At 49.1% G+C, this 24,440-nt stretch carries 24 protein-coding genes; 1 reads left to right on the forward strand and 23 read right to left on the reverse strand.

Annotated features, from left to right (window positions below):
• Positions 1-43: 43 nt before the first annotated feature.
• The 20 genes from ALO_RS18590 to ALO_RS18680 all read right to left on the reverse strand — a co-directional run bounded on the left by ALO_RS18590 (position 44) and on the right by ALO_RS18680 (position 18,653).
• Entirely contained in the window at positions 44-577 is a 534-nt protein-coding gene (locus ALO_RS18590) for a 2-oxoacid:acceptor oxidoreductase family protein (protein ID WP_004099229.1), read from the reverse strand.
• A complete protein-coding gene (locus ALO_RS18595; protein WP_004099231.1) occupies positions 577-1,329 on the reverse strand; it encodes a thiamine pyrophosphate-dependent enzyme in 753 nt (250 codons plus the stop codon). Before ALO_RS18595 ends, ALO_RS18590 begins: the two co-directional genes overlap by 1 nt.
• A gap of 2 nt (positions 1,330-1,331) precedes the next feature.
• On the reverse strand, positions 1,332-2,396 hold the full coding sequence (locus ALO_RS18600; RefSeq protein ID WP_004099234.1) for a 3-methyl-2-oxobutanoate dehydrogenase subunit VorB: 1,065 nt from the start codon (positions 2,394-2,396) through the stop codon (positions 1,332-1,334).
• Positions 2,397-2,411: 15 nt separating this feature from the next.
• Positions 2,412-2,615 carry a 4Fe-4S dicluster domain-containing protein gene (locus tag ALO_RS21580; protein ID WP_004099237.1) on the reverse strand — a complete coding sequence of 68 codons (204 nt, stop codon included), beginning with the start codon at positions 2,613-2,615 and terminating at the stop codon, positions 2,412-2,414.
• 18 nt (positions 2,616-2,633) lie between these two features.
• A complete protein-coding gene (locus ALO_RS18605) occupies positions 2,634-3,416 on the reverse strand; it encodes an IclR family transcriptional regulator (protein WP_004099239.1) in 783 nt (260 codons plus the stop codon).
• A 184-nt stretch (positions 3,417-3,600) separates the two neighbouring features.
• Positions 3,601-4,176, reverse strand: a complete 576-nt coding sequence (pduL, locus tag ALO_RS18610; protein WP_004099240.1) for a phosphate propanoyltransferase — start codon at positions 4,174-4,176, stop codon at positions 3,601-3,603.
• Positions 4,177-4,218: 42 nt separating this feature from the next.
• Positions 4,219-4,566 carry an ASCH domain-containing protein gene (locus ALO_RS18615; RefSeq protein ID WP_004099242.1) on the reverse strand — a complete coding sequence of 116 codons (348 nt, stop codon included), beginning with the start codon at positions 4,564-4,566 and terminating at the stop codon, positions 4,219-4,221.
• Between the two features lie 34 nt (positions 4,567-4,600).
• Positions 4,601-6,001 carry an NADPH-dependent glutamate synthase gene (gltA, locus tag ALO_RS18620; RefSeq protein WP_004099243.1) on the reverse strand — a complete coding sequence of 467 codons (1,401 nt, stop codon included), beginning with the start codon at positions 5,999-6,001 and terminating at the stop codon, positions 4,601-4,603.
• Positions 5,989-6,822: a sulfide/dihydroorotate dehydrogenase-like FAD/NAD-binding protein gene (locus tag ALO_RS18625; protein ID WP_004099244.1), complete on the reverse strand. Its 834-nt coding sequence runs from the start codon at positions 6,820-6,822 to the stop codon at positions 5,989-5,991. Before ALO_RS18625 ends, gltA begins: the two co-directional genes overlap by 13 nt.
• Before the next feature lie 25 nt (positions 6,823-6,847).
• Positions 6,848-8,134 carry an amidohydrolase gene (locus ALO_RS18630; RefSeq protein WP_004099245.1) on the reverse strand — a complete coding sequence of 429 codons (1,287 nt, stop codon included), beginning with the start codon at positions 8,132-8,134 and terminating at the stop codon, positions 6,848-6,850.
• 28 nt (positions 8,135-8,162) lie between these two features.
• Positions 8,163-9,401 carry an adenosylhomocysteinase gene (locus ALO_RS18635; RefSeq protein ID WP_004099246.1) on the reverse strand — a complete coding sequence of 413 codons (1,239 nt, stop codon included), beginning with the start codon at positions 9,399-9,401 and terminating at the stop codon, positions 8,163-8,165.
• 14 nt (positions 9,402-9,415) lie between these two features.
• Positions 9,416-10,450, reverse strand: coding sequence for an S-methyl-5-thioribose-1-phosphate isomerase (gene mtnA, locus ALO_RS18640; protein WP_004099247.1), 1,035 nt, complete (start codon positions 10,448-10,450; stop codon positions 9,416-9,418).
• Between the two features lie 38 nt (positions 10,451-10,488).
• Entirely contained in the window at positions 10,489-11,283 is a 795-nt protein-coding gene (mtnP, locus tag ALO_RS18645; protein ID WP_004099248.1) for an S-methyl-5'-thioadenosine phosphorylase, read from the reverse strand.
• A gap of 188 nt (positions 11,284-11,471) precedes the next feature.
• Positions 11,472-11,891 carry a TIGR04086 family membrane protein gene (locus tag ALO_RS18650; protein ID WP_004099249.1) on the reverse strand — a complete coding sequence of 140 codons (420 nt, stop codon included), beginning with the start codon at positions 11,889-11,891 and terminating at the stop codon, positions 11,472-11,474.
• 86 nt (positions 11,892-11,977) lie between these two features.
• The gene (gene surE, locus ALO_RS18655; RefSeq protein WP_004099250.1) at positions 11,978-12,745 is read right to left on the reverse strand and encodes a 5'/3'-nucleotidase SurE; all 768 of its coding nucleotides are present in this window, start codon (positions 12,743-12,745) and stop codon (positions 11,978-11,980) included.
• A gap of 187 nt (positions 12,746-12,932) precedes the next feature.
• Positions 12,933-14,213 (reverse strand): glycosyltransferase family 2 protein, encoded by a 1,281-nt coding sequence (locus ALO_RS18660; RefSeq protein WP_004099251.1) that lies wholly within the window; start codon positions 14,211-14,213, stop codon positions 12,933-12,935.
• A 223-nt stretch (positions 14,214-14,436) separates the two neighbouring features.
• The gene (gene pssA / locus ALO_RS18665; RefSeq protein WP_004099252.1) at positions 14,437-15,108 is read right to left on the reverse strand and encodes a CDP-diacylglycerol--serine O-phosphatidyltransferase; all 672 of its coding nucleotides are present in this window, start codon (positions 15,106-15,108) and stop codon (positions 14,437-14,439) included.
• Complete coding sequence (locus ALO_RS18670; protein ID WP_004099253.1) at positions 15,105-15,743, reverse strand: phosphatidylserine decarboxylase family protein; 639 nt, start codon at positions 15,741-15,743, stop codon at positions 15,105-15,107. The genes pssA and ALO_RS18670 overlap by 4 nt, the downstream gene beginning before the upstream one ends.
• Positions 15,744-15,879: 136 nt before the next feature.
• Positions 15,880-16,608 carry a WecB/TagA/CpsF family glycosyltransferase gene (locus ALO_RS18675; RefSeq protein ID WP_004099254.1) on the reverse strand — a complete coding sequence of 243 codons (729 nt, stop codon included), beginning with the start codon at positions 16,606-16,608 and terminating at the stop codon, positions 15,880-15,882.
• Between the two features lie 56 nt (positions 16,609-16,664).
• Positions 16,665-18,653, reverse strand: coding sequence for a transglycosylase domain-containing protein (locus ALO_RS18680; RefSeq protein ID WP_004099255.1), 1,989 nt, complete (start codon positions 18,651-18,653; stop codon positions 16,665-16,667).
• A 148-nt stretch (positions 18,654-18,801) separates the two neighbouring features.
• On the opposite strand from ALO_RS18680, the gene ALO_RS18685 reads away from it, so the two are divergent.
• Positions 18,802-19,722, forward strand: coding sequence for a polysaccharide deacetylase family protein (locus ALO_RS18685; RefSeq protein WP_004099256.1), 921 nt, complete (start codon positions 18,802-18,804; stop codon positions 19,720-19,722).
• 61 nt (positions 19,723-19,783) lie between these two features.
• Here the strand turns inward: ALO_RS18685 and guaB are convergent, their stop codons facing one another.
• From guaB to hflX, 3 genes are all read right to left on the reverse strand, one after another.
• Positions 19,784-21,238 carry an IMP dehydrogenase gene (guaB, locus tag ALO_RS18690; RefSeq protein WP_004099258.1) on the reverse strand — a complete coding sequence of 485 codons (1,455 nt, stop codon included), beginning with the start codon at positions 21,236-21,238 and terminating at the stop codon, positions 19,784-19,786.
• 94 nt (positions 21,239-21,332) lie between these two features.
• Positions 21,333-22,580 (reverse strand): methionine gamma-lyase family protein, encoded by a 1,248-nt coding sequence (locus ALO_RS18695; protein ID WP_004099260.1) that lies wholly within the window; start codon positions 22,578-22,580, stop codon positions 21,333-21,335.
• A complete protein-coding gene (gene hflX, locus ALO_RS18700; protein ID WP_004099263.1) occupies positions 22,546-24,405 on the reverse strand; it encodes a GTPase HflX in 1,860 nt (619 codons plus the stop codon). Before hflX ends, ALO_RS18695 begins: the two co-directional genes overlap by 35 nt.
• Positions 24,406-24,440 lie beyond the last annotated feature (35 nt).

Genomic DNA, 24,440 nt, shown 5'->3' on the forward strand with positions numbered 1-24,440 from the left:
CCTGAAATGGGTAGTTTTTTGTATCAATGCCTGGTTGACACAATTAATGAATCTGCTCAACACCACGGTTAATCGCTGTTTTGTTAATAGCCAGCAATTCCGGCTTTTTAGCAAACATTTTGGCGAAGGCTTTGACTACTGATTCAGTGTCAACAGCCTTGGTGGCAGCTACTAAGGCACCTAGAGCCACCATATTAGCCACTTTTGCATTGCCCAATTCATTGGCAATGTCGTTGGCCGGAACGCGAAAAATCTTAATATCCGTCCTTTGGGCTTGTTTATCGATCAGAGAGCTATTAATAATCAGAATGCCGCCAGGCCGCAGGGTTGACTCAAACTTATCCAGGGAAGGCAGGTTCATCGCCACCACAGCGGAAGATTCCGAAACAATGGGAGCACCGATGGGTTCGTCCGCTACGATGATTGAGCAGTTTGCGGTGCCGCCCCGCATTTCCGGACCGTAGGAGGGAATCCATGAAACATTTTTCTCTTCCAGCATGCCGGCATAGGTTAATAACTGTCCCATTACCATGATACCCTGGCCGCCGAAGCCGGCGATAATCATTTCGTGTGTCATTATTTAGAACCTCCTTCCGGCGACTTATAGACCCCCAGCGGATAATAAGGGATCATATTTTTTTCCAGCCAATCAGAAGCTTCCAGAGGGGTCATTCCCCAGTTGGTAGGACAGGTGGACAGTACTTCCACCATGGAAAAGCCCGCGCCGGACAATTGCAGTTCAAAAGCCTTTTTTATGGCAGCTTTGGCTTTGGCCATATTGACAGCGTTATTGATGGCCACGCGAGTGATGTATTTGGCACCGTCCAGGGTGGACAGCATTTCGCACATACGGATCGGCAGGCCGGCCTCGGCACTTTTCCGGCCATAGGGAGAGGTGTTGGTCACCTGATCAATCAGGGTAGTGGGCGCCATTTGTCCGCCGGTCATACCGTAGATGGCGTTGTTTACAAACACGGTGGTGATTTTTTCACCCCTGGCGGCAGCATGAACGATTTCAGCACAGCCAATAGCTGCCAAATCTCCGTCACCTTGATAGGTAAAGACCACTGCGTCCGGATGAACTCTCTTTACGCCGGTGGCTACTGCCGGTGCCCGACCATGAGCGGCTTCCAGCATATCGCAGTTAAAATACTCATAAGCCAGGACAGAACAACCTACCGGCGCTACGCCGATGGTTATTTCTCCCACGCCCAATTCATCGATGACTTCAGCAACTAAGCGATGAATAATGCCGTGATGGCAGCCCGGACAGTAGTGGAATGGCACATCAAGCAGAGCTTTAGGCCTGGCAAACAAAACTTCCGCCATTTTTATTTGCCTCCTTTTTTATAAGTAGTTACGATTTGATCATAAACAGCTTGCGGGCTGGGAATTATGCCGCCGGTACGGCCAAAGAAGTAAACGGGGCACTGTCCATTAGCCGCCAGCCGGACATCTTCTACCATTTGACCGGCGCTTAACTCAACCGTCAGCAGCATCTTAACCCGTGAAGCAATTCGCTGCAGCGCTTCTTCCGGGAAAGGCCAGAGGGAAATAGGTCGGAACAAGCCTACTTTCATGCCGTTTTTCCGCGCTTTCTCCATGGCGGAACGAACAATGCGCGAAGTGATGCCATAGGCTACCAGGACCAGTTCCGCATCTTCGGTCATCAACTGTTCATAGCGAATTTCATTTTTTTGGATCAAGGAATATTTTTCCTGCAAACGGATATTATGTTTTTCCAATGCATCCGGTTGCAAGTAAAGGGAATTAATGACATTGGGCTGGCTGCGCTTTTTCATTCCGGTTGCTGCCCAGGGCTTTTCCGGGGCTTTGCTTTGACTGGCCTTGAATTCGACCGGTTCCATCATTTGCCCCAACGCGCCGTCGCCGAGAATCAGCACCGGATTGCGATATTGATCAGCCAGGTCAAACGCCAGGACCGTAACATCTACCAGTTCCTGCACTGAGTTAGGAGCTAAAACGATGTTGCGATAATCACCATGACCACCGCCTTTGGTGGATTGGAAATAGTCGGCCTGGCCTGGCTGGATGCTGCCTAATCCCGGGCCTCCCCGCATGACGTTGACAATGACACAGGGAAGTTCCGCGCCGGCAGCATAGGAAATACCCTCCTGCTTCAAACTGAATCCGGGACTGGAAGAGGAAGTCATCACTCTGGCCCCGGCGCCTGCCGCTCCGTAAACCATGTTAATCGCAGCCACTTCACTTTCGGCTTGCAAAAAAACTCCGTTCACCAGCGGCATGCGCTTCGCCATATATTCAGTCAATTCGGTTTGCGGCGTAATAGGATAGCCGAAGTAATGCCGGCAGCCGGCGACAATAGCCGCCTCCCCTATGGCTTCATTTCCCTTCATCAATACTTTTTCAGCCATATAAATCACTCCTCCCTACTTATGAATTTCGATCACCAAATCAGGACAGGTTCGGGCGCAAAGCATGCAACCGATACACTGAGACTCATCTGAGCAGGATGAACAGCGATAGCCTTTGCTGTTGAAACGATTGGACATTACGATAATTTTTTTGGGACACACTCTGGTACACAGCTCACATCCTTTACATCTTTCATCTGTAAATACAGGTTTTGGCATTTTGGGTTCCTCCTTCTTTTAGTCAACTGCCGGATATCCTTGACCTTCGGAAATGGAGCGGGCCTTCTCCCGCAGGATTTGCAGGATGGATTTGCGTTTTTGCTCATTCATGGTGGAACTGGCGCTGGAGACCGAAAGGGCGGCTGTAACCTCTCCGCCCGCGTTATATACCGGAACGGCGATACAGGTAATTCCTTCAATGGTTTCATTACAGCCCATGGCAAACCCCTGGCAGCGTACTTTGGTTAATTCCTGCTCTAACACATGCCGGTCAGTTATGGTATAAGCTGTATATTGGGCAATTCCCCGTTCCAACACTCTTGCTTGAACAGACTCGTCCGCATTAGCCAACAGCAGCTTCCCCATTGCCGTACTGTGCAGGGTGATCGAGAAATCAAACTTAGGTATGATGAAAAAAGGCCGCTGCGGTTCTACCTTTTCAATGATGATCAGTTCTTCTCTGGACAGGATGGCCAGCATAGCGATTTCCTGGGTTTGCTGCGCTAACTCAATCATCAGAGGACGCGCAATCATCTTAATATCAATCCGTTCGGAGCACAGGGTTCCCAAGTGCATCAAACGCAACCCCAGCATATAGCGTCCCGCTTCATTCTGTTGTACAAAGCCTTTTGCCAATAAGGTTTGCAATAAACTATGGACAGTACTTTTCTGAACGTTCAGCAATTTGCCGAGTTCAGTCACTCCCATAGCCTGAGGATTCCTTCCCAGGATAAGCAGAAGCTCCAGTGCTCTGTCTACAGAAGCTACAATATAAGGATAAGGTGATCCAGGTTTTATCAAAGACGCACCTCCGTTTCCATAGACAGAACAGTGTTCTGAATATATACTATTCTATTCAACAGCCTCCAATAAAATCCTCTTTCAAAGAGAATGAGTACAAAATAACATATCAATAAAAACATGGCATGATAATCTACAGAATTATCATGCCATATACGACTCCTTATATGTTACAGTAAAAGGCCTACTTTATGACTTCGACTATTTCACCGTTTTTCAGCATTGCTGCATTACCTTCGTCGGTGTCAATATGGAGTTCCAGGGAATAGGCCGGGTTGACCCGCACCAGAACCTGATCGAAAATGACAGCCCGTGGACCGCCGGTTTTTACTTTTACAATATCCTTATCCTTCACACCAAATTTTGCGGCGTCATCAGGTGTCATATGGATATGGCGGCCGGCGATAATGACTCCTTCAGTGATCGTAACCTGACCTTTGGGCCCGCTAATGGTCAGGCCCGGCGACCCTTTCAGATCGCCTGAGTCTCTGACCGGCGGGTTGATTCCCAGTTTAATGGAATCCGTCAGAGCAAGCTCAATCTGGGTTTGCTTACGCTCCGGTCCCAGAATCCGGACGTTTTTAAAGGTGCCCTTTTCCGTGACGAGATCAACCAATTCCTTGGCAGCATATTGTCCTGGCTGTGACAAGTCTTTCATCGGCTGGAGCTGGTAACCCTGTCCGTACAGCACATCCAGATGTTCCCTCGAAACATGAACGTGTCTGCCGGAAACTCCTACAGATACTTTATTCGTTGTCATATTATTTGTCTCCTTTCAGATATGAACTCACACCTAGTCCTGCTATTCCAGGATTTCGGAGAAGTATACTACTGTTACTTTATCGCTGGATGCAAGAGTCTTTTCGTACATGGATTCCAAAAAAGCCATGACATCGTCGACTTTGGAAATGTCGGGGTTTTCTCCCTGCAGGTCTTCTAGGGTTAATTGAGAGATGGGCTTAAACAGGATCCGGTCAATTACTGCGGTGTAAATTTTGCGTCGTGGCCCAAATCTGGGACCAACCGTAATCCAGACAATATCTCCTTCACCATATTTATCGGTTTTGTCTCCCAAGCGGATTGTGCACTTCTTGCGGCGACATACCAATTGACTGTGATATTCAGCAGAATAGAAATTCAAAGCCCGCATGGCATTATCCCCTTCCAAGCTTCATAGTACAGCCTTATCCATGATTTCGGGCTTTCTTGCCTTGCACATAGTCGTGAATGGCAGCAGCCGCCTTCTTGCCTGCCCCCATAGCCAGGATGACGGTAGCGGCGCCGGTTACAATGTCGCCGCCGGCGAAGACACCTTCTTTGGAGGTGAAGCCTGCTTCATCGGCTGTGATATTGCCATGTTTATTGACCGCCAGACCGGGGGTGGTCTGCTGCACCAAGGGATTGGGACCTTGACCGATGGCCATAATTACGGTGTCTACTGGCAGTTCGAAATTGGACCCTTCAAGGGGGAGGGGACGCCGCCGGCCGGATTGGTCCGGTTCGCCCAGCTGCATTCTGATACATTCCAGGCTGGTGACCCAATTTTTGTCGTTGCCGTTGATTTTAACCGGGGCTGTCAACAGGTGAAACTGAATGCCTTCTTCTTTGGCATGTTCCAGTTCTTCTGACCGGGCGGGAATTTCATCTTCCGACCGCCGATACACGATATAGACATTTTCCGCTCCCAGCCTGAGAGAGGTGCGGGCTGCGTCCATGGCTACATTGCCGGCGCCGACAACTGCCACGTTTTTACCGACATGAACCGGCGTGGCTGTGGCAGGGAATTGGTAGGCCTTCATTAAGTTGACCCGGGTTAAGAATTCATTAGCGGAATAGACTCCATTCAGGTTTTCGCCGGGAATATCCATGAAATGGGGCAATCCTGCTCCGGTGCCGATAAATACGGCGTCAAAACCTTGCTCTGAAATCAGTTCGTCAATGGTGAAGGTTTTACCGGCGATGGCATTAACTTCTATAGTGACTCCCTTTTGTTTCAGGGAGTCGATTTCTTTGCGGACGATGTCTTTGGGGAGACGAAACTCGGGAATGCCGTAGATTAAGACGCCGCCGGGCGCATGGAGGGCTTCATATACGGTTACTTGGTATCCCAGGCCGGCCAGATCACCGGCAGCGGTTAATCCGGCAGGTCCGGCACCAATGACGGCTACTTTGCCCAGGGATTCTTTGAGGGCAGGATGGGCTCCATTGTCATGGGTTTGGCCATGATCCGCGGCAAAGCGTTCCAGCCGGCCAATGGCTACAGATTGTCCTCTTTTCGCCAGTACACAATGCTTTTCGCACTGATTTTCCTGAGGACAGACCCGGCCGCATACAGCCGGCAGATTGTTTTTGTGCTTGATTTCCTGAATGGCGGCGTCCATTTGACCGTCTTTGATATGTTTGATAAAGGCAGGTATGTTGACTTCCACCGGGCAGCCCTGCCGGCAGGGGGATGTTTTGCATTGCAGACAGCGGCTGGCTTCGGCCTGGGCCGTGTCGGCGGTATAGCCTAAAGCGACTTCGCTGAAGTTGGAGCGTCTTTTTTCTGCCGATTGTTCCGGCATTTTATGTCTTAGTGATGGCATGAGCAACTCCCCGCTTCCCGTTCGATCCGCTCTGCTTCATGGTACATACGCTGCCGGGCCATTAATCCGACGAAGTCGACTTCATGTCCGTCAAATTCCGGGCCGTCCACACAGGCGAATTTATTTTTATTGGCAACACTGACCCGGCAGCCACCGCACATTCCGGTGCCGTCGACCATGATGGGGTTTAAGCTGACCAGGGTTTTAATGCTATGGGGGCGGGTTACTTCCGCCACGCTTTTCATCATAATGACCGGGCCGATGGCCATGACCAGACGGATGTCTTCTCCGGCTGCGATCAGTTCTTTCAGAGGGTCAATAACCAGGCCTTTTCGCCCTTTGGAGCCGTCGTCGGTGGTAATATGCAGACTCTCGCTGACTTGGCGCATTTCGTCTTCCATGATTAACAGTTCGGCATTGCGGGCGCCGATAATAGAGATGACCTTATTGCCGGCCTCATGGTAGGCCCGGGCGATTGGATAGACAGGAGCTACGCCGATACCACCGCCAATACAGACGACGGTACCGAATTTTTCAATGTGGGTGGCTTGTCCCAGGGGACCAGCTACGTCCAGAATGGAGTCGCCGGCGCCTAATCGTCCCAGATGGCGGGTGGAGCAGCCGACTTCCTGGAAAATAAGGGTGATGGTGCCTTTTTGCCGATTAAAATCGGCAATGGTCAAGGGAATCCGTTCTCCGGCTTCGTCCATGCGTAAAATGATAAATTGGCCGGGCTGGCATTTTTTCGCGATGGCCGGCGCCTGTACCACAAAAAGTTTTACACTGGGCGACAATTCTCGTTTTTCTAGTATAGGGTACAATTTTCATCCCTCCCAATCATCCAAACTAACGGTCACGCACCAGCCGCATGCCCCGTTGCTGCACTTCAAATAAGAGTTTTTCTTCGTCAATGGTCACCAGCTTTTGGTTATCAACTACAATATGACCGTTGACAATAACGGTATGAACATCCTGAGCGCTGGCGGAGTATGTTAATAAAGAGATTCTATCATGACGCGGGCACCAGCGTAGGTTATGCATATTCCAAATCACAAGATCGGCTTTAAACCCTTTCTGGATACTGCCTATGGCATCTTCCAGGCCAACTGCTTGCGCTCCCATTGCTGTGGCCATGTCCACTGCTGTTTTAGCCGGGACAAGCAGTGGATTCAGTTCGTGTACTTTGTGCAATAAGGCAGCTAGTCTCAGCTCTTCCAGCATATCCAAATTATTATTGCTGGAAGCCCCGTCCGTTCCCAACCCTACTGGCAGTCCTGCAGCCAGCATGGCCGGAACCGGCGCCACGCCGCTGGCCAGTTTCATATTACTGCCCGGATTGTGGGCTACGCGTACCTTATGACGCTGCATGATTGCGATATCCTCGGCGGAAACATGCACGCAGTGGGCGGCCAGCACGCCATGCCCCAAGAGGCCCAGTTCTTCCATCAGGGCAATCGGTGACTTACCGTATGCTTTCAGACAGTCCAGAACTTCACCCTCTGTTTCTGATAAATGAATATGAATCTGCGCTCCTAATTTTTCCGCCAAGCTAATCACCTTTTTCAGATAATCCGGCGGACAGGTATAGGGGGCATGGGGCCCCAACATGACTGTGATCCGGCCGTCGGCAAAACCATGAAAGGTGCGGAAAAATTCTTCACTTTCGGTCAGCGCCTGCTGGGCGGTAGGAGTGACTCCTGACATTCCCCGGGATAAAACAGCCCTGATGCCGCTTTGGTCAACGGCTTTAGCCACTTCGTCCATGAAAAAATACATATCGGCAAAGGTCGTTGTGCCTGATTTCAGCATTTCGGCAATGGCCAGCATGGTCCCCCAATATACGTCCTGAGCGACGAGTTTGGCCTCAGCCGGCCAAATTTTTTTCTGCAGCCAATCCATTAAGGCCATATCGTCGGCATAGCTGCGAAACAGGGTCATGGCCGCATGGGTATGGGTATTAACCAAACCGGGAGCAATCAGTTTGTCACTGCAGTGAATCGTCTTTTCAGGCTGCCAGGTTTGCGGAATATCGTCAACATAGGCAATAACATTATTCTCTATCGCCACATCGGCTTGTTTCACCTGACCGTTTGGCAGCAGGACCTCCCCGCCTTTTAATAATAGCTTTGTCAAATCATTCTCCTCCTTTCCGGGAATCTATTTACGCATGAGACAGATAATGTTTTTGCTCCGGGGTCAGCTGGTCAGTGCGAATTCCCATGGCTTCCAGCTTCAGCGCTGCGATTTTCTGGTCAATCTCATAGGGTACACGATAGACCTGACCAGACATTTCGCGATGGTTCGCCAGAATGTGCAGAACGGATAAAGCCTGGACGGCAAATGACAAATCCATGATTTCAGTGGGGTGTCCGTCGCCGGCTGCCAGATTCACCAGACGCCCTTCCGCCAATAAATATAGTTTCCTGTCCGCCAGAGCGAATTCCTCGATATTCTTACGCACCACGCGTCGGGAGTGAGCCAGTTTATTTAAATCGTTTTTATTGATTTCCACATCAAAATGTCCGGCATTGGCCAAAATAGCGCCGGATTTCATCACCTTAAAATGTTCTTCACGGATAACATCCTTGCAACCGGTCACAGTGATAAAAATATCACCTCGTTTGGCGGCATCGCCCATATCGGTCACCCCGAAACCGTCAAAGGCAGCTTCAATCGCTTTAATCGGGTCTACTTCGGTAATCAGCACGTTGGCCCCCAGGCCCTTGGCCCGCATGGCCACTCCCTTGCCGCACCAGCCGTAGCCGGCAATCACAACAGTCTTGCCGGTCACAGTCAGATTCGTGGTCCGCATAATGCCGTCCCAGGTGGACTGGCCGGTGCCATAACGATTATCGAACAGATATTTGCAGTATGCGTCATTGACAGCCATCATCGGGAATTTTAATTTGCCTTCACCGGCTAAGGCACGCAGGCGCATGACCCCAGTGGTGGTTTCCTCGCAGCCTCCCAGAATATTGGCAGCTAATTCGGACCGTTCGCCGTGCAATAAGGAAACCAGATCTCCCCCGTCGTCAATGACGATGTCCGGTTTGATATCCAGGGCTTTATGCAGGAAACGCTCATACTCTTCCGCCGTGGTGTTATGCCAGGCATAAACCTGGACGCCATGTTCGGCCAGCGCGGCGGCTACATCGTCCTGGGTGGATAATGGATTGCTTCCGGTCACAGCCACATTGGCGCCGGCATTTTTTAAAACAATACCCAGATAAGCTGTTTTGGCTTCCAGGTGCATGGTAATAACCAGGCGTTTCCCGGCAAGGGGTTTGGAATGTCCCAATTCGGCATTCAACTGGTTCAACACCGGCATATGTTCTTTTACCCAGTTGATTTTATCGTGTCCCGGAGGGGCTAATTTCATATCGCGAACTATAGAATCCAATTTTCTTCCACCTTTCACTTTCGTAATGATCGGATGGCCGGACCATAGGGCGGACGTAAAACGCCCCGCTCGGTAATAATCGCGCTGACTAACTCAGCCGGCGTAACATCAAAGGCCGGGTTAAAAACGTCAATCCCGTCCGGCGCTATCAAGGTTCCGCCTATAGCAGTCACTTCCTGAGGATTGCGTTCCTCAATCGGGATCTCATCGCCGCCGGCTATGGAAAAATCAAAGGTTGAAACCGGCGCCGCCACATAAAAGGGAATCCCATGCTGACGGGCCAGAACTGCCACGGAATAAGTGCCGATTTTGTTGGCCACATCGCCGTTCGTTGCAATCCGGTCCGCTCCGACAATGACCGCTGCCACTTTTTTTTGTTTCATGACCCAGCCGGCCATACTGTCGGTAATGAGGGTCACCGGAATGCCGTCTTCCTTCAATTCCCAGGCTGTAAGCCTGGCGCCCTGCAGCAGAGGCCGGGTCTCATCGGCAAAAACCCGTTTGAATTTTCCTGCCTGCCATCCTTGCCTGATCACGCCAAGGGCCGTACCGATATCAACAGTAGCCAGAGCGCCTGCATTGCAGTGGGTTAAGACAGCCTCTACGGCATGGGGGAATAAAACCAGGCCATGCTGGGCAATCCGGCCGTTCACCTCTCTGTCTTCTTCCATAATGCGCAGGGCTTCCTGTTCCAGTAAGGCCAACAGTTCTACCGGGGATACAGTTGAAGGAGCCTTGTCTGCTGCCGACAACATCCGGTTAATCGCCCAAAATAAATTCACGGCAGTTGGCCGGGTCTGGCGCAACTCATCTGCGATTTGACGCAAGGCCTCCCGAAAATCCAGGGATTGACCGGCCAATTCGCGGGCACCCAGCACCAGACCAAAAGCAGCAGCCGCGCCAATCGCCGGCGCCCCCCGGACTTCCAGCCGCCGGATAGCTTCTGCTACCCGGCGATAATCCCCACATTCGATATAGTCTACTATCCCCGGCAGCAGAGTTTGGTTTAATAAGGTTAAGCGGCCGTTAGACCATTTGATGGACTGCACTCTTTCACCTGACTCTCTCATTGAATGAAGATGATGAATTATAACTGAAACCCGCCGAATTCGCGGAGAGCCTGACGGCAGGTACAATTCCGGGATAAGTCCATCCGCTGAATCGTCGCCAAAATCAGCTGTTTGATATTTTCGGTATTGGAACGCATGGTATCCAGCACTTCCCCGTGAGTTAAAGGCGATTCGGATATCCCGGCAGCAAAATTTGTCACCATGGAGATGGTGCAGTAACACATTTCAGCTTCCCGCGCCAGAACCACTTCCGGCACATTGGTCATTCCCACCAGGTCCCCTCCTAATTTGGCGAACATTGAGATCTCGGCAGGAGTCTCGAACCGGGGCCCTTCGGTGCAGACATACACTCCCGTCTGGTGAACCTTAATACCTATGGCTTTTGCCGCCTGAAAAACATCCTGACGGACGGAAGGGCAGTACGGGTTCGTCACATCTACGTGTACAACTCCCCGTTCGCCGCCTTCGTAAAATGTGCTGATGCGTCCTTTGGTAAAGTCTATGAACTGATCCACCGCCACAAAATCGCCCGGTTTCATCGCCGGGTTCAAGGATCCGACTGCCGTGGTGGAAATGATATTTTCAACCCCTAATTGTTTCATAGCCCAAATATTAGCCCGGTAGTTGATTAAATGCGGCGGAATGGAGTGGGAACTGCCGTGGCGCGGTATGAATGCCACTTTTCTCCCGACATATTCTCCTACCTTCAATTGGACTGTGCCATAAGGGGTAACAATTTCGTCTTGGTATACATTGTTCAATATCCGGGGGTCATAAACACCAGTGCCGCCAATAATTGCAATTTTAACCATGGGTACCTCCTTTGCTGGTCGTAATGACGAAGTATAATAATTAAATTATTCGCAACCCAGGTATATATCCCTGCTGCTGCTATAAAATTGTCTGAAATACCGTTAAAAATAGTTTGACTCAGCCCAGACTAAACATACATGCAGGGGAGCATTCAGCACAGAACGCTCCCCTGCATCGGGCCGGTTTACTAGGATAGATGAAGACCAATGACACCCCCTAGCGCCCCGGCCGCTATTCCGGTAAAAATCTTATTGAGAAAAACAGACAATGCTATGGTCTCCCCATTCAACTGCATGCCAACCAGGATTGAAAAAAACACATACAAAACGCCAACCGTGATACCTACCAGCAGTATTTTTGACTGGGCCTTCCTTGAGGCGTAAACGCTGCCAATAAAGATGCTGACAATATTGACTGCGACCATTATATGATGAGTATACTGACTTATGTATACTGTATCACTCGCCAGTGTTACCAGCGAAAATAGCAGGGTAAAGAACAGGGATATGCATAAACCAACCAATAAGCCGCGTATAATAAGCCCTATCATCTGAATCGGTCTTACGGCTGGCGGACTTATTTTTCTATATTTCGCCGGTTTGGCCATACGACTCACTCCCCAGGGTGTTTTACTTAAATGTATGCGAGTCATGGCCTATTCATGATATTTTATGACAGTATTTCAAAAGAACATCAATTCAACTCTATTTTCCAGTCCCTGATCATGTTCATGATTGTATAGTTTGTCAAATCAAAATGCACCGGAGTGACGGAAATATATCCGGACTGCACGGCCGTCACATCGCTGTCAGATTCGTTATCACCGTAAACCAGGCTGCCGCCCATCCAATAATAAACTCTCCCCCGGGGGTCTTGCCGCTTTTCAAATACGTTTTCATAAGCGATGCTTCCCAGTTTGGTAACCCGGACTCCTTGGATATCTGCCTGAGGTAGATCGGGCACATTCACATTGAGTAATGTATTGGGCGGTAAAGCATGTCCGGCCATAGTGGGGACAAACTTTGCAATGAATCGCGCCGCAGGAGTAAAGTCTGACGGATTGCGGCCAGCCAACGATACCGCTACCGAAGGTATACCATGCAGTGCCCCCTCAATCGCAGCGCTCACCGTACCGGAATAAAGCACATCAGTAGCCAGATTGGGACCGTGATTGATACCTGATACAATAAGATCCGGTTCCAGGTTTAAAGCTTCCAGAGCAATTTTAATACAATCTGCAGGGGTTCCCGCAATGGCCCAAGCCTGCACATTAGACTGATTTTCAACCGGGAATTTGTCTACCCGGATGGGCTGATGAACGGTTATAGACTGGCTGCAGGCGCTACGTTCCGCATCCGGGGCAACTACAAACAATTCGTTAGCAATTTGAGCCAACTCAGCCCATAGAGATCGGATTCCGGCAGCGTGAATCCCATCATCATTCGTCAATAGAATGCGCAATAGAGTACCTCCCTTAACTGTATAATCAAACGGTTTTCTAACGGACCAGGCCGCCGGAAGCCTCATTGGCGCTGTGTTCCCAGGGAGCGCTGTCATAGTACCTTTGAACGTACTGTCTGCACACTTCTTTGGGATGCCTAGCATCTGAGACTTTCTCGACGGCCTGCAATAGGATTAACTAGTAAACTCATTTAATAATTTGTTTACCCAGCATCTCGTCTTTGCCGAAATTATCCTGAGCAAACATTACATCCCGGTAACTAAGGCTTCTGGTATGCTGAGTGTGGCTCCAGACACGGTCATTTCTATGCCAAAATCCGATGAAGGTAATGGGAATCCAGGTATATACGAACAACGGATACAGGATGAGATACAGCCATGATTTAAACTTGGCCCGTATTTTCAATAAAATAAGGAGCGGAAACACATATTGGCCTACGGCAATAATCCGCCATACTTCAATCGGCAGAACCATAAACAATATATTCGTATAAAAAGGCTCAATATGGTATAGATAACTCAACAGGACAAAAAAGGTCGACAGTATCAAAAAATGAGGCTGTAAAAGGTGCAATACACCATCGAGGATGACGATATTGCGTTGCCTGATTCCTTCATACAGCAAAAGGGGAATGTAACGGCCTGCCACGTCAAAATGTCCTTGCGCCCACCGTTTGCGCTGCCGCCAGGATTGCTTCAGCGTCAGAGGTTTTTCGTCATAAACGATTGCTTCGTGGGCCCAAGTGGTCCGGATGCCTTTTAATAATACCTTCATGGAAAATTCCAGGTCCTCAGTCAAACAAGTTGCTCCCCAGCCAAATCGATACAATACGTCGGTAGCGATACACATGCCTGTCCCGCCTAAGGCGCTGGATAATCCCAAATTATTTTTCGCTAAGTGCCAAATATGGTTCACCAGCCAGAAAGACAAGGCAAATGTTCCGGCAATCCAGGTATCGTACGGATTTTTTGCATCAAGGTATCCCTGAATGACCTTTTCGCCTTTACAGAGCTTACTGTTCATTTCCAGCAAAAAATTAGGGTGAACCAGATTATCGGCGTCAAAGATCACCACTGCATCATACTTTCGCTCCAGAGCGAACAGTTTGGAAAATGCCCACTCCAAGGCATAGCCTTTGCCGCGTTGCTCCAGATTGGTCCGCTCGTACACCATGGCATGGTTTTTACGAGCAATATCCGCCGTATTGTCCGTGCAATTATCGGCAATAACAAATACGTCGTAGAGATGCCGCGGATAGTTTAAGACAAATAAGTTTTCCAAAAGCTGGCCTATTACCCGGGATTCATTATGAGCTGCCACGATAACAGCGAAACTTTTTTCCGGGATCGTTGTTTTATGCTCTTTCTTTTGAAAGATGCCAAAAAGAGCCAAGGTAAAGTAGTACAACGTGAAAAACACGATAATAAGCTGCATGGGAATCATAATATAGTCAAAGATGTAATTCATCGGGACTACTCCTTTATTTCCTGTTTTTCTAACCGGGGAATCCCGGTTAGAAATCCTTATTCTTCCAACCTATATTATACGAATACCTTTTAGGATAGACAACTGCTTTTTATATTATTTACCCAACAACTTTATGTTTAATATAACCACACAAAAAAATAAGTATCCTTCCATGCCTCGCAAGGATACATTTTCTATTATTGTATGGAAATCACAACATTATCTATTTAAGGGCGAAGATGCTATATATAGTATTTAATATCCCGAATAGGGCATAGGCAAAAAACGGCACAAACAGATTTACAGAATGGAAAAGATAGAAAAGATAGACGGACAATGCTACTGTAATAACGACCGGTACCGTATGAATCTTTGCACCGTCTTTTCCCTTAAAATCGGGATATTTCACAGTGCTAACCATCAGATAAGCGACGATTAAGATCAAGGCCGGAAACCACCATCCTTCCGGGTGTATTCCGGTCATCACCAAGGTGGCGACAACACAACCGGCAGCAGGAATCGGCAGGCCCATAAAATAGCCTTTCACCGTCGTGGTATTCACATTGAACCGAGCCAGCCGCATGGCGCCGCAGGTAGCGAAAACAGCCCCCGCAAGCATACCCATTCCGCCGAAATTATGTAAGAAAAATACATAACCTAAGAAGGCAGGAGCAACGCCAAAAGAAACCAAATCACACAGGGAATCCAGTTCTTTACCGAAGTCGCCGCTTATTTTCATATAGCGGGCAACCCGTCCGTCCATACCGTCAGCTACCATGGCTGCCACAATCAAAATCGCCGCTAGACGCAACTCACCGTGAAAAGTATATAGAATGGAAAATACGCCAAACACCAAATTAAGAGCAGTTAGACCATTGGGGATCCAGCTTCTCATTTAACAACCCTCCCAATGACAGTTTCGCCGCCGCGAACACGGTCACCTTTTTGTACACATATCGTTACGTTTGTCGGAACCACAACTTCAGTGCAAGAGCCAAATTTAATCAATCCATAACACTCACCTTGTTTTAAAATACTGCCAATTGTAACCCATGATACAATTCGTCGTGCCAGAATGCCGGCTACCTGGGTAACCAAAATACGAAACGTTCCATTGTCCAGACCAATGGAATGCCGCTCGTTTTCACATCCTGCCGATTCTTTGTACGCCGGACGAAATCGGCCGCAGGTGTATTGCTGGAATTTTATATCCCCGGCAATCGGACTGCGATTTACATGTACATCAAAAACAGACAAAAAAATGCTGATTTTAACGGCCTGGCAATTTAAAAACTGGTCTTCAAAGACTTCCGATATACTCATCACCTTGCCATCAGCAGGCGACAATATTAAATCATCTTTGTCAGGAACAGACCGTTTAGGGTTACGAAAAAAGAATGTTACAAAAGCTGCCAGGACGCCGGGAATAATGCTCCAATACGGATTTATGATCACTCCGACGGCAATTGTTATAAAAACCAAGGCCGCAATATATACATAACCCTCTTTAACAATAAGAGCTTGTTTCATCCATCCACCTCCTGAAGCTAACCGCATGCTACGAGAACGTAATTTACAACAGCAATAAAAACAAAAGACAAGTAGTGAAAACTTGCCCAAGCCCTATATTTTCTCAAATTATTATAATATAGGCAGTTTATTTTGTCTAACGATTTTTGACGAGAACCCGGATGGCAAACCGTGGTAATGCCATCATTCTTCCAATCCGCTGGGGCTGACGCAGCAGCCGGAAAAACCATTCCAGGTTTGCCCGCTGCATCCATTCAGGCGCCCTGGGTACAGACCCGGCCATGACATCAAAAGAGCCTCCCACTCCCATGCATACCGGGACTTGTAACTTTTGGAGATTGCGGTAAAGCCATTTTTCCTGTTTGGGCACTCCTAACGCAACCAACAACACATCCGGCACCGCATTGCAAATTTGATCAATGATCCGACCTTCATCGGCAGCAGAGAAAAAGCCATGGTGGATGCCGACGATTTGAATGCCGGGATAAAGTCTTTCTGCTTTGTGTTTGGCTGCTAGAATCACCTCCGGGGCAGCGCCAAGCATAAATACCCGGTAACCATGAAGACTGGCCTTATGTAAAAGCGACTGAGTCAGATCATAGCCGGTAACCCTCTCCGGTACATGAAACCCTCGATGCCGTGCGGCCCATACCACACCTGCTCCGTCAGGAACAATCAGATCGGCGGCATTCAGTATATCGGCCAGGTCTCTGTCTTTTTGCGCGAACATAACCATTTCCGCATTGGCTGTGGCAATCAAATGAGGTGTACGGCTTTTAATATACCATTCCAATCTTTCTAGAGCTTCTTCCTTAGTGACTGCATGAATTTTGATTCCCAAAACAGATGGATCAGCAGTAGTCATTATTCTCCCTCAGCGTTCAATAGAAATACAGGCTCTAACATTATTGTAGCACAAGATTAGAATCCCGGCAATCTTAGCCATGGAAGCCGCCAGACAGGCTTCCTTTTTTCTTGCGGCTGCTGTGGCGCCGGCTGGGGGATATCTTCTCTGAATGATCGCTTGCGGGGGGGAGAAAACGCTTTCGGTTCAGTGCCTTTTACAAAAGCGCTGTACTCCACTTCCTTGCACTTGCCGCTGGCCAAATGCCCGGAGTCGGTGCAAACCGGCACCCCGGCGATCACATCCGGAGGTAATGTGAAATCTTCCACCGGAGTTCCCGCTACAATCTTAGCCATCATCTGCCCCCACATGATGGCTACATGGCTGCCGGTTATGCCTACTGACTTACGGTCATCGTTGCCAATGTAGATTCCAGCTAACAATTCGGGAGTATAACCGATGAACCAGGCAGTTTTGGCGTCATCGGTGGTACCGGTTTTCCCGGCAGCCGGCCGGCCCAGGTTGGCCCCCATTCCGGTGCCTTTCTGCAGAACAGATTGAAGCATATCAGTAATAATATAGGCAATGGCCGGCTCCAGTACCGGTTTTTGTATAATCTGACTCTGTTCCAGGACCTGCCCGTTTTCATCCAAAACTTGCAAAATCGCAATAGGCTTGGATAATATGCCGGAATTAGCAAAAGCCGTATAGGCCGTTGTCACCTCCATTAAATTGACTCCCTGGGTTAATCCGCCTAAAGCCGAAGCCAGATTATTATCCTGAGGCACTAAGGTAGTGATGTCCATTCGTTTGGCCAGATCCAATACATTCGACATTTGCACCTGCTGCGCCAGTTTTACTGCAATCACATTAATAGACAGACGCAATGCTTTCTTGAGCGTGGTTGAGCCAATATATTTTTTATCGTAATTCTGAGGCTGGTATCCGTTAATATTAATGGCTTCATCCGTCATGACAGAATTGGCTGCATAGCCTTGCTGCAGCGCTACGGTATAGACGAAGGGCTTAAATGCCGATCCGGGTTGACGGACCTCCGAAACTACCCGGTTGATTTGACTTTCGGCATAATTTCTCCCGCCAACCATTGCTTTAATATACCCGTTACGGGGATCCATGATCAAAACAGCGCCTTGGTACTGACCTAGTACACCTTCTGCCACCTGCTGCATTTGGATATCCAGGGTGGTATAGATTTTCAGTCCGCCCTTGTAAACCCGATTCGCTCCGTATCTTCCCACCAGGTCTTGGGCGATATAGTCGAGAAAATAAGACGCTTGAACAGTCCGCTTTTTTTTCCCTGCCAGGACAATAGGTTCAGCATCCGCTTCTTTCATTTGTTCAGTGGAGATGAATCCGGCCTTTCCCATGCCGGATAATACGACTGACCGCCTTTTTTGCGCTGCGTCCATATCAATATAGGGTGAATAGATATTCGGACCCCGGATAATACCGGCCAAAAGTGCCCCCTCAGCCAGAGATAAATCGCCGGCGCTTTTACCGTAATAAACTTGAGCGGCTGCCTCTACTCCATAAGCGCCTTCTCCAAAATAAACCTGGTTCAAATAAGCTTGCATGATTTCCTGTTTGGTAAATTTGCGTTCGATCATTAATGACAGTATTGCTTCTTTTATTTTACGGGTTAAAGTCTGCTCCTGAGTTAAAAACATGTTTCTGGCCAACTGCTGGGTAATTGTGCTGCCTCCCTCTACGATGCCGCCGCTCCTGATATTGACCCATACAGCTCTTAGAATTCCTATAGGATCAATGCCGATATGGCTGTAAAACCGGCTGTCTTCATTGGCGATTAGTGCCTGAGGGATGTAAGGGGAAATTTGCTGCAACGAGACTACAACCCGGTTTTCTTCAAATAATTTGGCAATCAGATTCCCGTGAATATCGTATACCTGAGTGGCTTCCACAAATTGTAATTCATTCAGATTATTCGCCGAAGGAATTCCCAAAAAGCTGCAACCGGCAGAAATTAGGGAAACTGCAATTGTACCAATAAGAAGAGTAGAAATATATTCCTGGACCCTCCGTCTCATAAACATCTCCTCCTCCTTATTTCTAGTATGTCCGGTTGAATTGGATATTTTTCACGCAGGAATAGCCAGGAACTTTATCTAATTATTACTATCGTACAAGATGCACCATTATCGCTGCCAGGTGAATTTGCAGTTAGGAGCTATTGAAATGACGAAAATTGCCAAAACATGGTGTCTGATTGGATTGATTGCAGCTGTCTGTACAGGTTTTCTCTTGGCGATATTCACCCAACAACCTACTCTTCAGGAGACGGTGCAAACGCAGGATATAACCCCCTCCGTCGAACACGAACAGGGAAAAAAACATTTGCCTTTCTTACGGCTAAACCCGCCTGCCCATCTATTGGATGATGCTGTTCTGACTCAACCCGATGATGCAAATAAGCCGGTATTTGACCGATATACGGTTGTGGAACGCAAAGCCAGGAAATTACCTTTAACCTTACCGGAGATACCTCCGTTTTATGGCGAGAAAGTGGTATATTTGACCCTGGATGACGGGCCCTATGTGCATACTGATATTATTTTGGACATTCTAAAAGAGCAGCATGTCCCCGCTACTTTTTTTGTCTTGGGCGTACAGGTGGAAAAATACCCTGCCATCCTGAAGCGAATCTACGAGGAAGGCCATGCCATCGGCAATCATACTTATAATCACGCGTACCGTGAAGTATACAAATCGCCGGCAGATTATCTCAATCAACTGCAGCGGACTGATGAGCTCATCCAAAAAATCATCGGAGTTCGCCCTCGGATCACCCGGGCCCCGGGCGGCACAGTCGGGCATTTTAACCAAAAATACTGGCAAGCCATTAAAGATAACGGTTATGTGGACATTGGCTGGAATATCAATGCCGACGACGCTTCCAAGGCCACTGCCAGTCAAATTATCGCCAACGTTTGTTACCAGATGGGAAATCGGGCTTTATGGAACCGGGCGATCATTCTGCTGCATGACGGCCCCAGTCAGACCGAAACCTTCAAGGCATTACCGGTTATCATCCAATATTTAAAAAAAGAAGGGTTCCAGTTCCGGGTGGTGGATTTGAGAACGCCGCCTGCCTGGTAAAACAAACAGGGTGTCGCATGCGTTTCTAAAAACGTTTTGCGGCACCCTGTTCTGTAACATATTATAAACTGTAGTTCGGAGATTCCTTCGTAATAATCACATCATGAGGATGGCTTTCTTTTAGTCCGGCGCCGGTAATGCGGATAAAGCGGGTGTTCGTAATTAATTCGTCAATAGTGCGCACGCCGCAATACCCCATGCCCGCTCTAAGTCCTCCAATCAGCTGAAACAGCGTGTCCGCAACTGAGCCTTTATAGGGGACCCGCCCTTCAATCCCTTCCGGCACCAGCTTGTCCATGTTTTCCTGAAAATAACGGTCTTTGCTGCCTTCAGCCATAGCGCCCAGGGAGCCCATGCCTCTATATACTTTATAACTTCTCCCTTGATAGATAACAGTTTCACCGGGGCTTTCCTCGGTGCCGGCAAGCAGATTCCCGATCATCACTACATTGGCGCCGGCAGCAATCGCCTTGGAAATATCGCCGGAATATTTAATGCCGCCATCGGCAATAATAGGAATCCCCTTTTTGCGGGCCGCAGCAGCGCAATTATAAACTGCGGTAATCTGCGGTACGCCAATGCCGGCAACAACCCGGGTAGTACAGATCGATCCCGGTCCAATCCCCACCTTGATGGCGTCAGCCCCGGCCGCAATCAAATCTTCGGTTGCTTCCGCTGTGGCCACATTGCCGGCGATTAAATCCACCTGAGGGTAGGAGGATTTAATTTTTTTCACGGCCTCGAGAACTCCGAGAGAATGGCCATGGGCTGTATCCACCACAATGACATCTACTTTGGCGGCGACAATCGCAGCCACACGCTCCATCATATCCGCTCCTACGCCAACAGCTGCTCCTACCAGGAGTCGGCCCTTGCCGTCCTTGGCAGATTTCGGATACTTCTGGTTTTTCTCAATGTCTTTGATGGTAATGAGTCCTTTGAGACTGCCCTTGGCATCCACCAAAGGCAATTTTTCGATCCGGTGTTTGCGCAGGATTTCCTTAGCCGCTTCCAGTGATGTTCCCACCGGTGCGGTAATCAGCTTTTCCGAGGTCATACACTCATGAATTTTACGGGTTAAGTCGGTTTCAAACCGCAAATCACGGTTGGTCAGAATGCCGAGCAATTTGCCTTTCTGCGTAACCGGCACTCCCGAAATATGATATTTCTCCATTAAATCATGGGCCGCCTGCAAGGTATCGTCAGGCGCTAAAAAAATTGGATCAACAATAATACCGTGTTCGGAACGCTTCACTTTATCAATTTCATTGGCCTGCCGTTCGATGGACATATTTTTATGGATAACCCCCAAGCCGCCTTCCCTGGCCATGGCAATGGCCATACGGGTCTCGGTGACGGTATCCATTCCTGAACTGATAATGGGGATATTTAATACGATGTTTTTAGTCAATCTGGTGCCGACTTCTACCTCGCGGGGCAGTACATTCGACTTGGCGGGAACAAGTAAAACATCGTCAAAGGTAAGTCCTTCCGGGCCAAATTTGTCTTCAAACACAGTCTAAACTCCTTCCACGATTTCCCCTTGTGGGTATTTCAATTATCATATCATATTTGACACCAGAATAACATAGGAAAATAGAAAAATTTAATTAATCCTCTGCTGCCGCCATTTTGGCGGCAGCGCCCATAATGCCCAGCATTGCATGCTCAAAAGACAGAGCTCCCTGCAGATAGACCGCATAGGGTTCCCGCAGAGGACCGTCGGCGCTGAGTTCAATCGAGGATCCCTGCACGAAGGTTCCTCCGGCCATAATGACGGCATCAGAGTACCCGGGCATACCACTTGGCTCGGGAGACACATGAGAATCCACCGGTGAATGGTGTTGCAGCCCCCGGCAGAAGGCCACCATTTTTTCGGGAGAGCCGAGTTGCACCGCCTGAATAATGTCATTGCGGCGCTCAGTAGCAGCAGGATGGGTTTTGTAGCCAAGCAGCGTAAAGAATTGCGCGGCAAAAATGGCGCTTTTCACAGCCTGAGCAACCGTATGAGGCGCTAAAAACAATCCCTGATACATCAGCCGCTTTACGTCCAGCGAGCAGCCGACTTCGGCCCCGATGCCGGGAGCGGTCAGTTGATAAGCTGCCAGATCCACCAAGTCTTCCCTTCCAGCCACATAACCGCCGGTAGGCGCCAGACCGCCTCCCGGATTCTTGATCAACGATCCGGCCATGATATCGGCGCCTGCCTGGGTTGGTTCCGATTCAGCTACAAATTCGCCGTAGCAATTATCGACAAAACAGATACAAGCGGGGTTGATGCTTTTAACCGTAGCACAGAGCTGTTTAATTTGCTCAATGGTCAGGGCGCTGCGCATACTGTAGCCCCTGGACCGCTGGATCATAGCCATTTTAGTGGTAGGGCGGATGGCGGCGGCAATGCGGGGCAAATCAGGTTTTCCGTCCTGTAAGGCAATTTCGTCGTAGCAGATGCCCCGGTCGATTAAGGACCCTCTGGTTGACTGGGGATACCCGATTACTGTTTGCAGCGTATCGTAAGGCGAACCGGTAATTGCCAGCAGCTCGTCCCCTGTCCGGAGTATTCCCAACAAAACCGTAGCAAGGGCATGAGTCCCCGAAACAAATTGAGGTCGGAAAATTGCCTTTTCTGTCTGGCAGATTTCCGACCAGATAGCATCAAGGGTATCTCTGCCAGCATCATCATAACCGTAGCCTGTAGTCCCGCCAAAATGATAGGGAGAAACCCGGTGATGCTGAAAAGCGGACAGGACTTTGGACGTATTATTCAAGGCAATGCTATCGACTAAGAGAAATTGTTCTTTTACTTGTTCCAAGGCAGTATTTTTAGCCTGGAGAATCGTATCCGGAAATTGAATCATTGTTTTCTTCTTCCCCCACAATAAACTGATGATATCGCTTGATGTATTCCGACGAAACCGAGACTTTTACCCTGATGCCGCTTTCCTGATAGTCTACCGACTGTACAACGGCAAAGCCGTATAAGTTCGATACCAGGCCGCTTGCCTCATAAGGAATCAGCATCTCTATAATCTGGGTCCGTTGATTGAGGACCTGTTCAATAGCAGCAAACAGATCGTCGCTTCCTTCACCGGTCAGAGCCGAAATCGCCACGGCATGTTCCTGTTTGAGCAGTTTCTCCCGCAAAGCATCACCCGATTCTAGTCTGTCCACTTTATTGCAAACAGTGATGATGTCTTTGCTATCCGACTCCAGCTCCCGCAGCACATGAAAGACCGCGTCACTTTGGGCGCGAAACCGAGGATGGCTGATATCCAGCACATGCAGCAGAAGGTCGGCCTGCTTCACCTCTTCCAGTGTCGCCCGAAAGGCCGCTACCAGATGATGCGGCAGTTTCTGAATAAATCCGACTGTATCGGTCAGAAGGATTTCCTGTCCATTGCTCAATTTTACGTTCCGGGTGGTTGGGTCCAGGGTGGCGAACAACTTATCCTCAGCCAGCACACCGGCCTCACTTAAGCTATTTAACAAAGTGGATTTACCGGCATTAGTGTAACCGATCAGCACCACGCTGGGTATGCTGGATTTTTTCCGGCGTATGCGTTGTAAAGCGCGATTGGCTTTAACAGTTTCAATTTCTTTTTCTACATCGTGGATTCGTGACCGGATCCTGCGCTTGTCCATTTCCAGCTTAGTTTCTCCCGGCCCACGGGTACCGATGCCGCCGCCCAGCCGGGACAAAACCAATCCCTGTCCGGATAGCCGCGGCAGATTGTAGCGAAGCTGGGCCAGTTCTACCTGCAGCTTGCCTTCGTAGGAACGGGCCCGCTGGGCGAATATATCAAGAATCAGCGCTGTCCGGTCTATTACTTTAATTTTCAGATACTGCTCCAAATTTCTCTGCTGGGCGGGCGTCAGCTCATCATCCAATACTAAAACATCCGCTTCCGTTTCTTGAATCAGGTGCTGGATCTCATCCACTTTGCCCTTGCCAAGGAAAAAAGCGGCGTCAGGTTTTTCCCTGACTTGGCTTACCTGTCCGACCACACAACCGCCGGCAGTCTCTGCCAATTGGACCAGTTCCGCCAATGAATCGGCGATGTCCCATTCGCTGCCTTTAGTTTCCAGTCCGGCTAATAGGACCCGTTCCTTCCGCTGGGCAACATCATGCATCTGGGTTACGGAAAATTGCCGTTCTAAAAAGGCAATGAAGTCCGTTACATTTAAGTCCGCAAATTCGTTAAAGCCCATCAGTTCGATACTTTGCACCACTGTGTCTCCCGGCGAAGAGGCTAAGTTACTGATAAAGCCCATACTGACGCTGGAGATCCCGCCATCCGCTTCCACGCCTAAAGCTGCTATCAGATCGAACCGAAGTTGTTTCAGGCTGCTGATATCCAACCGGCTTAACCGGCTGTCGCCGCCGGGATGAGTATGAATACACCGGAAGCCATTCAGTTTGGTATTGCTGCGGCGCAAATCAATTTCCGGCAGGGTGGCGGATTGAATATCGCCGATAGCGATGTGGGTCACTTTCCCCCTTCGGTTAATATACAGAACAACTTCCCGCCGTATCTGCGCGGAAAGCTGGGCCGCTTTTGCTGCGACTTCCTGAGATACAGGCTGGTTTGCAGGAACTTGCATATCATAGATCCTTTGCAATTCCTGAATTACATTTTGCCGGATACCGTCTAATTCACCGGATATGATTTTGTTTTGTGACATGGTTTCACGCTCCGCTGCTGCAATGAATCGCCTTT

Origin of the sequence: Acetonema longum DSM 6540, from assembly GCF_000219125.1 — a bacterium.
Lineage (GTDB): Bacteria > Bacillota > Negativicutes > Sporomusales > Acetonemataceae > Acetonema > Acetonema longum.

Bases quoted from the DNA above. Each gene is read 5' to 3' on its own strand.
- ALO_RS18670 (WP_004099253.1), bottom strand. From the start codon at position 15,743: ATGAAACAAGCTCTTATTGTTAAAGAGGGTTATGTATATATTGCGGCC.
- ALO_RS18675 (WP_004099254.1), bottom strand. From the start codon at position 16,608: ATGACTACTGCTGATCCATCTGTTTTGGGAATCAAAATTCATGCAGTC.
- ALO_RS18615 (WP_004099242.1), bottom strand. From the start codon at position 4,566: ATGCGGGCTTTGAATTTCTATTCTGCTGAATATCACAGTCAATTGGTA.
- ALO_RS18590 (WP_004099229.1), bottom strand. From the start codon at position 577: ATGACACACGAAATGATTATCGCCGGCTTCGGCGGCCAGGGTATCATG.
- mtnP (WP_004099248.1), bottom strand. From the start codon at position 11,283: ATGGTTAAAATTGCAATTATTGGCGGCACTGGTGTTTATGACCCCCGG.
- ALO_RS18650 (WP_004099249.1), bottom strand. From the start codon at position 11,891: ATGGCCAAACCGGCGAAATATAGAAAAATAAGTCCGCCAGCCGTAAGA.
- ALO_RS21580 (WP_004099237.1), bottom strand. From the start codon at position 2,615: ATGCCAAAACCTGTATTTACAGATGAAAGATGTAAAGGATGTGAGCTG.
- ALO_RS18695 (WP_004099260.1), bottom strand. From the start codon at position 22,580: ATGATTCAATTTCCGGATACGATTCTCCAGGCTAAAAATACTGCCTTG.
- ALO_RS18680 (WP_004099255.1), bottom strand. From the start codon at position 18,653: ATGAGACGGAGGGTCCAGGAATATATTTCTACTCTTCTTATTGGTACA.
- ALO_RS18600 (WP_004099234.1), bottom strand. From the start codon at position 2,396: ATGGCTGAAAAAGTATTGATGAAGGGAAATGAAGCCATAGGGGAGGCG.
- gltA (WP_004099243.1), bottom strand. From the start codon at position 6,001: ATGCCATCACTAAGACATAAAATGCCGGAACAATCGGCAGAAAAAAGA.
- hflX (WP_004099263.1), bottom strand. From the start codon at position 24,405: ATGTCACAAAACAAAATCATATCCGGTGAATTAGACGGTATCCGGCAA.
- pssA (WP_004099252.1), bottom strand. From the start codon at position 15,108: ATGAGAAGCTGGATCCCCAATGGTCTAACTGCTCTTAATTTGGTGTTT.
- pduL (WP_004099240.1), bottom strand. From the start codon at position 4,176: ATGACAACGAATAAAGTATCTGTAGGAGTTTCCGGCAGACACGTTCAT.
- ALO_RS18685 (WP_004099256.1), top strand. From the start codon at position 18,802: ATGACGAAAATTGCCAAAACATGGTGTCTGATTGGATTGATTGCAGCT.
- ALO_RS18660 (WP_004099251.1), bottom strand. From the start codon at position 14,213: ATGAATTACATCTTTGACTATATTATGATTCCCATGCAGCTTATTATC.
- ALO_RS18595 (WP_004099231.1), bottom strand. From the start codon at position 1,329: ATGGCGGAAGTTTTGTTTGCCAGGCCTAAAGCTCTGCTTGATGTGCCA.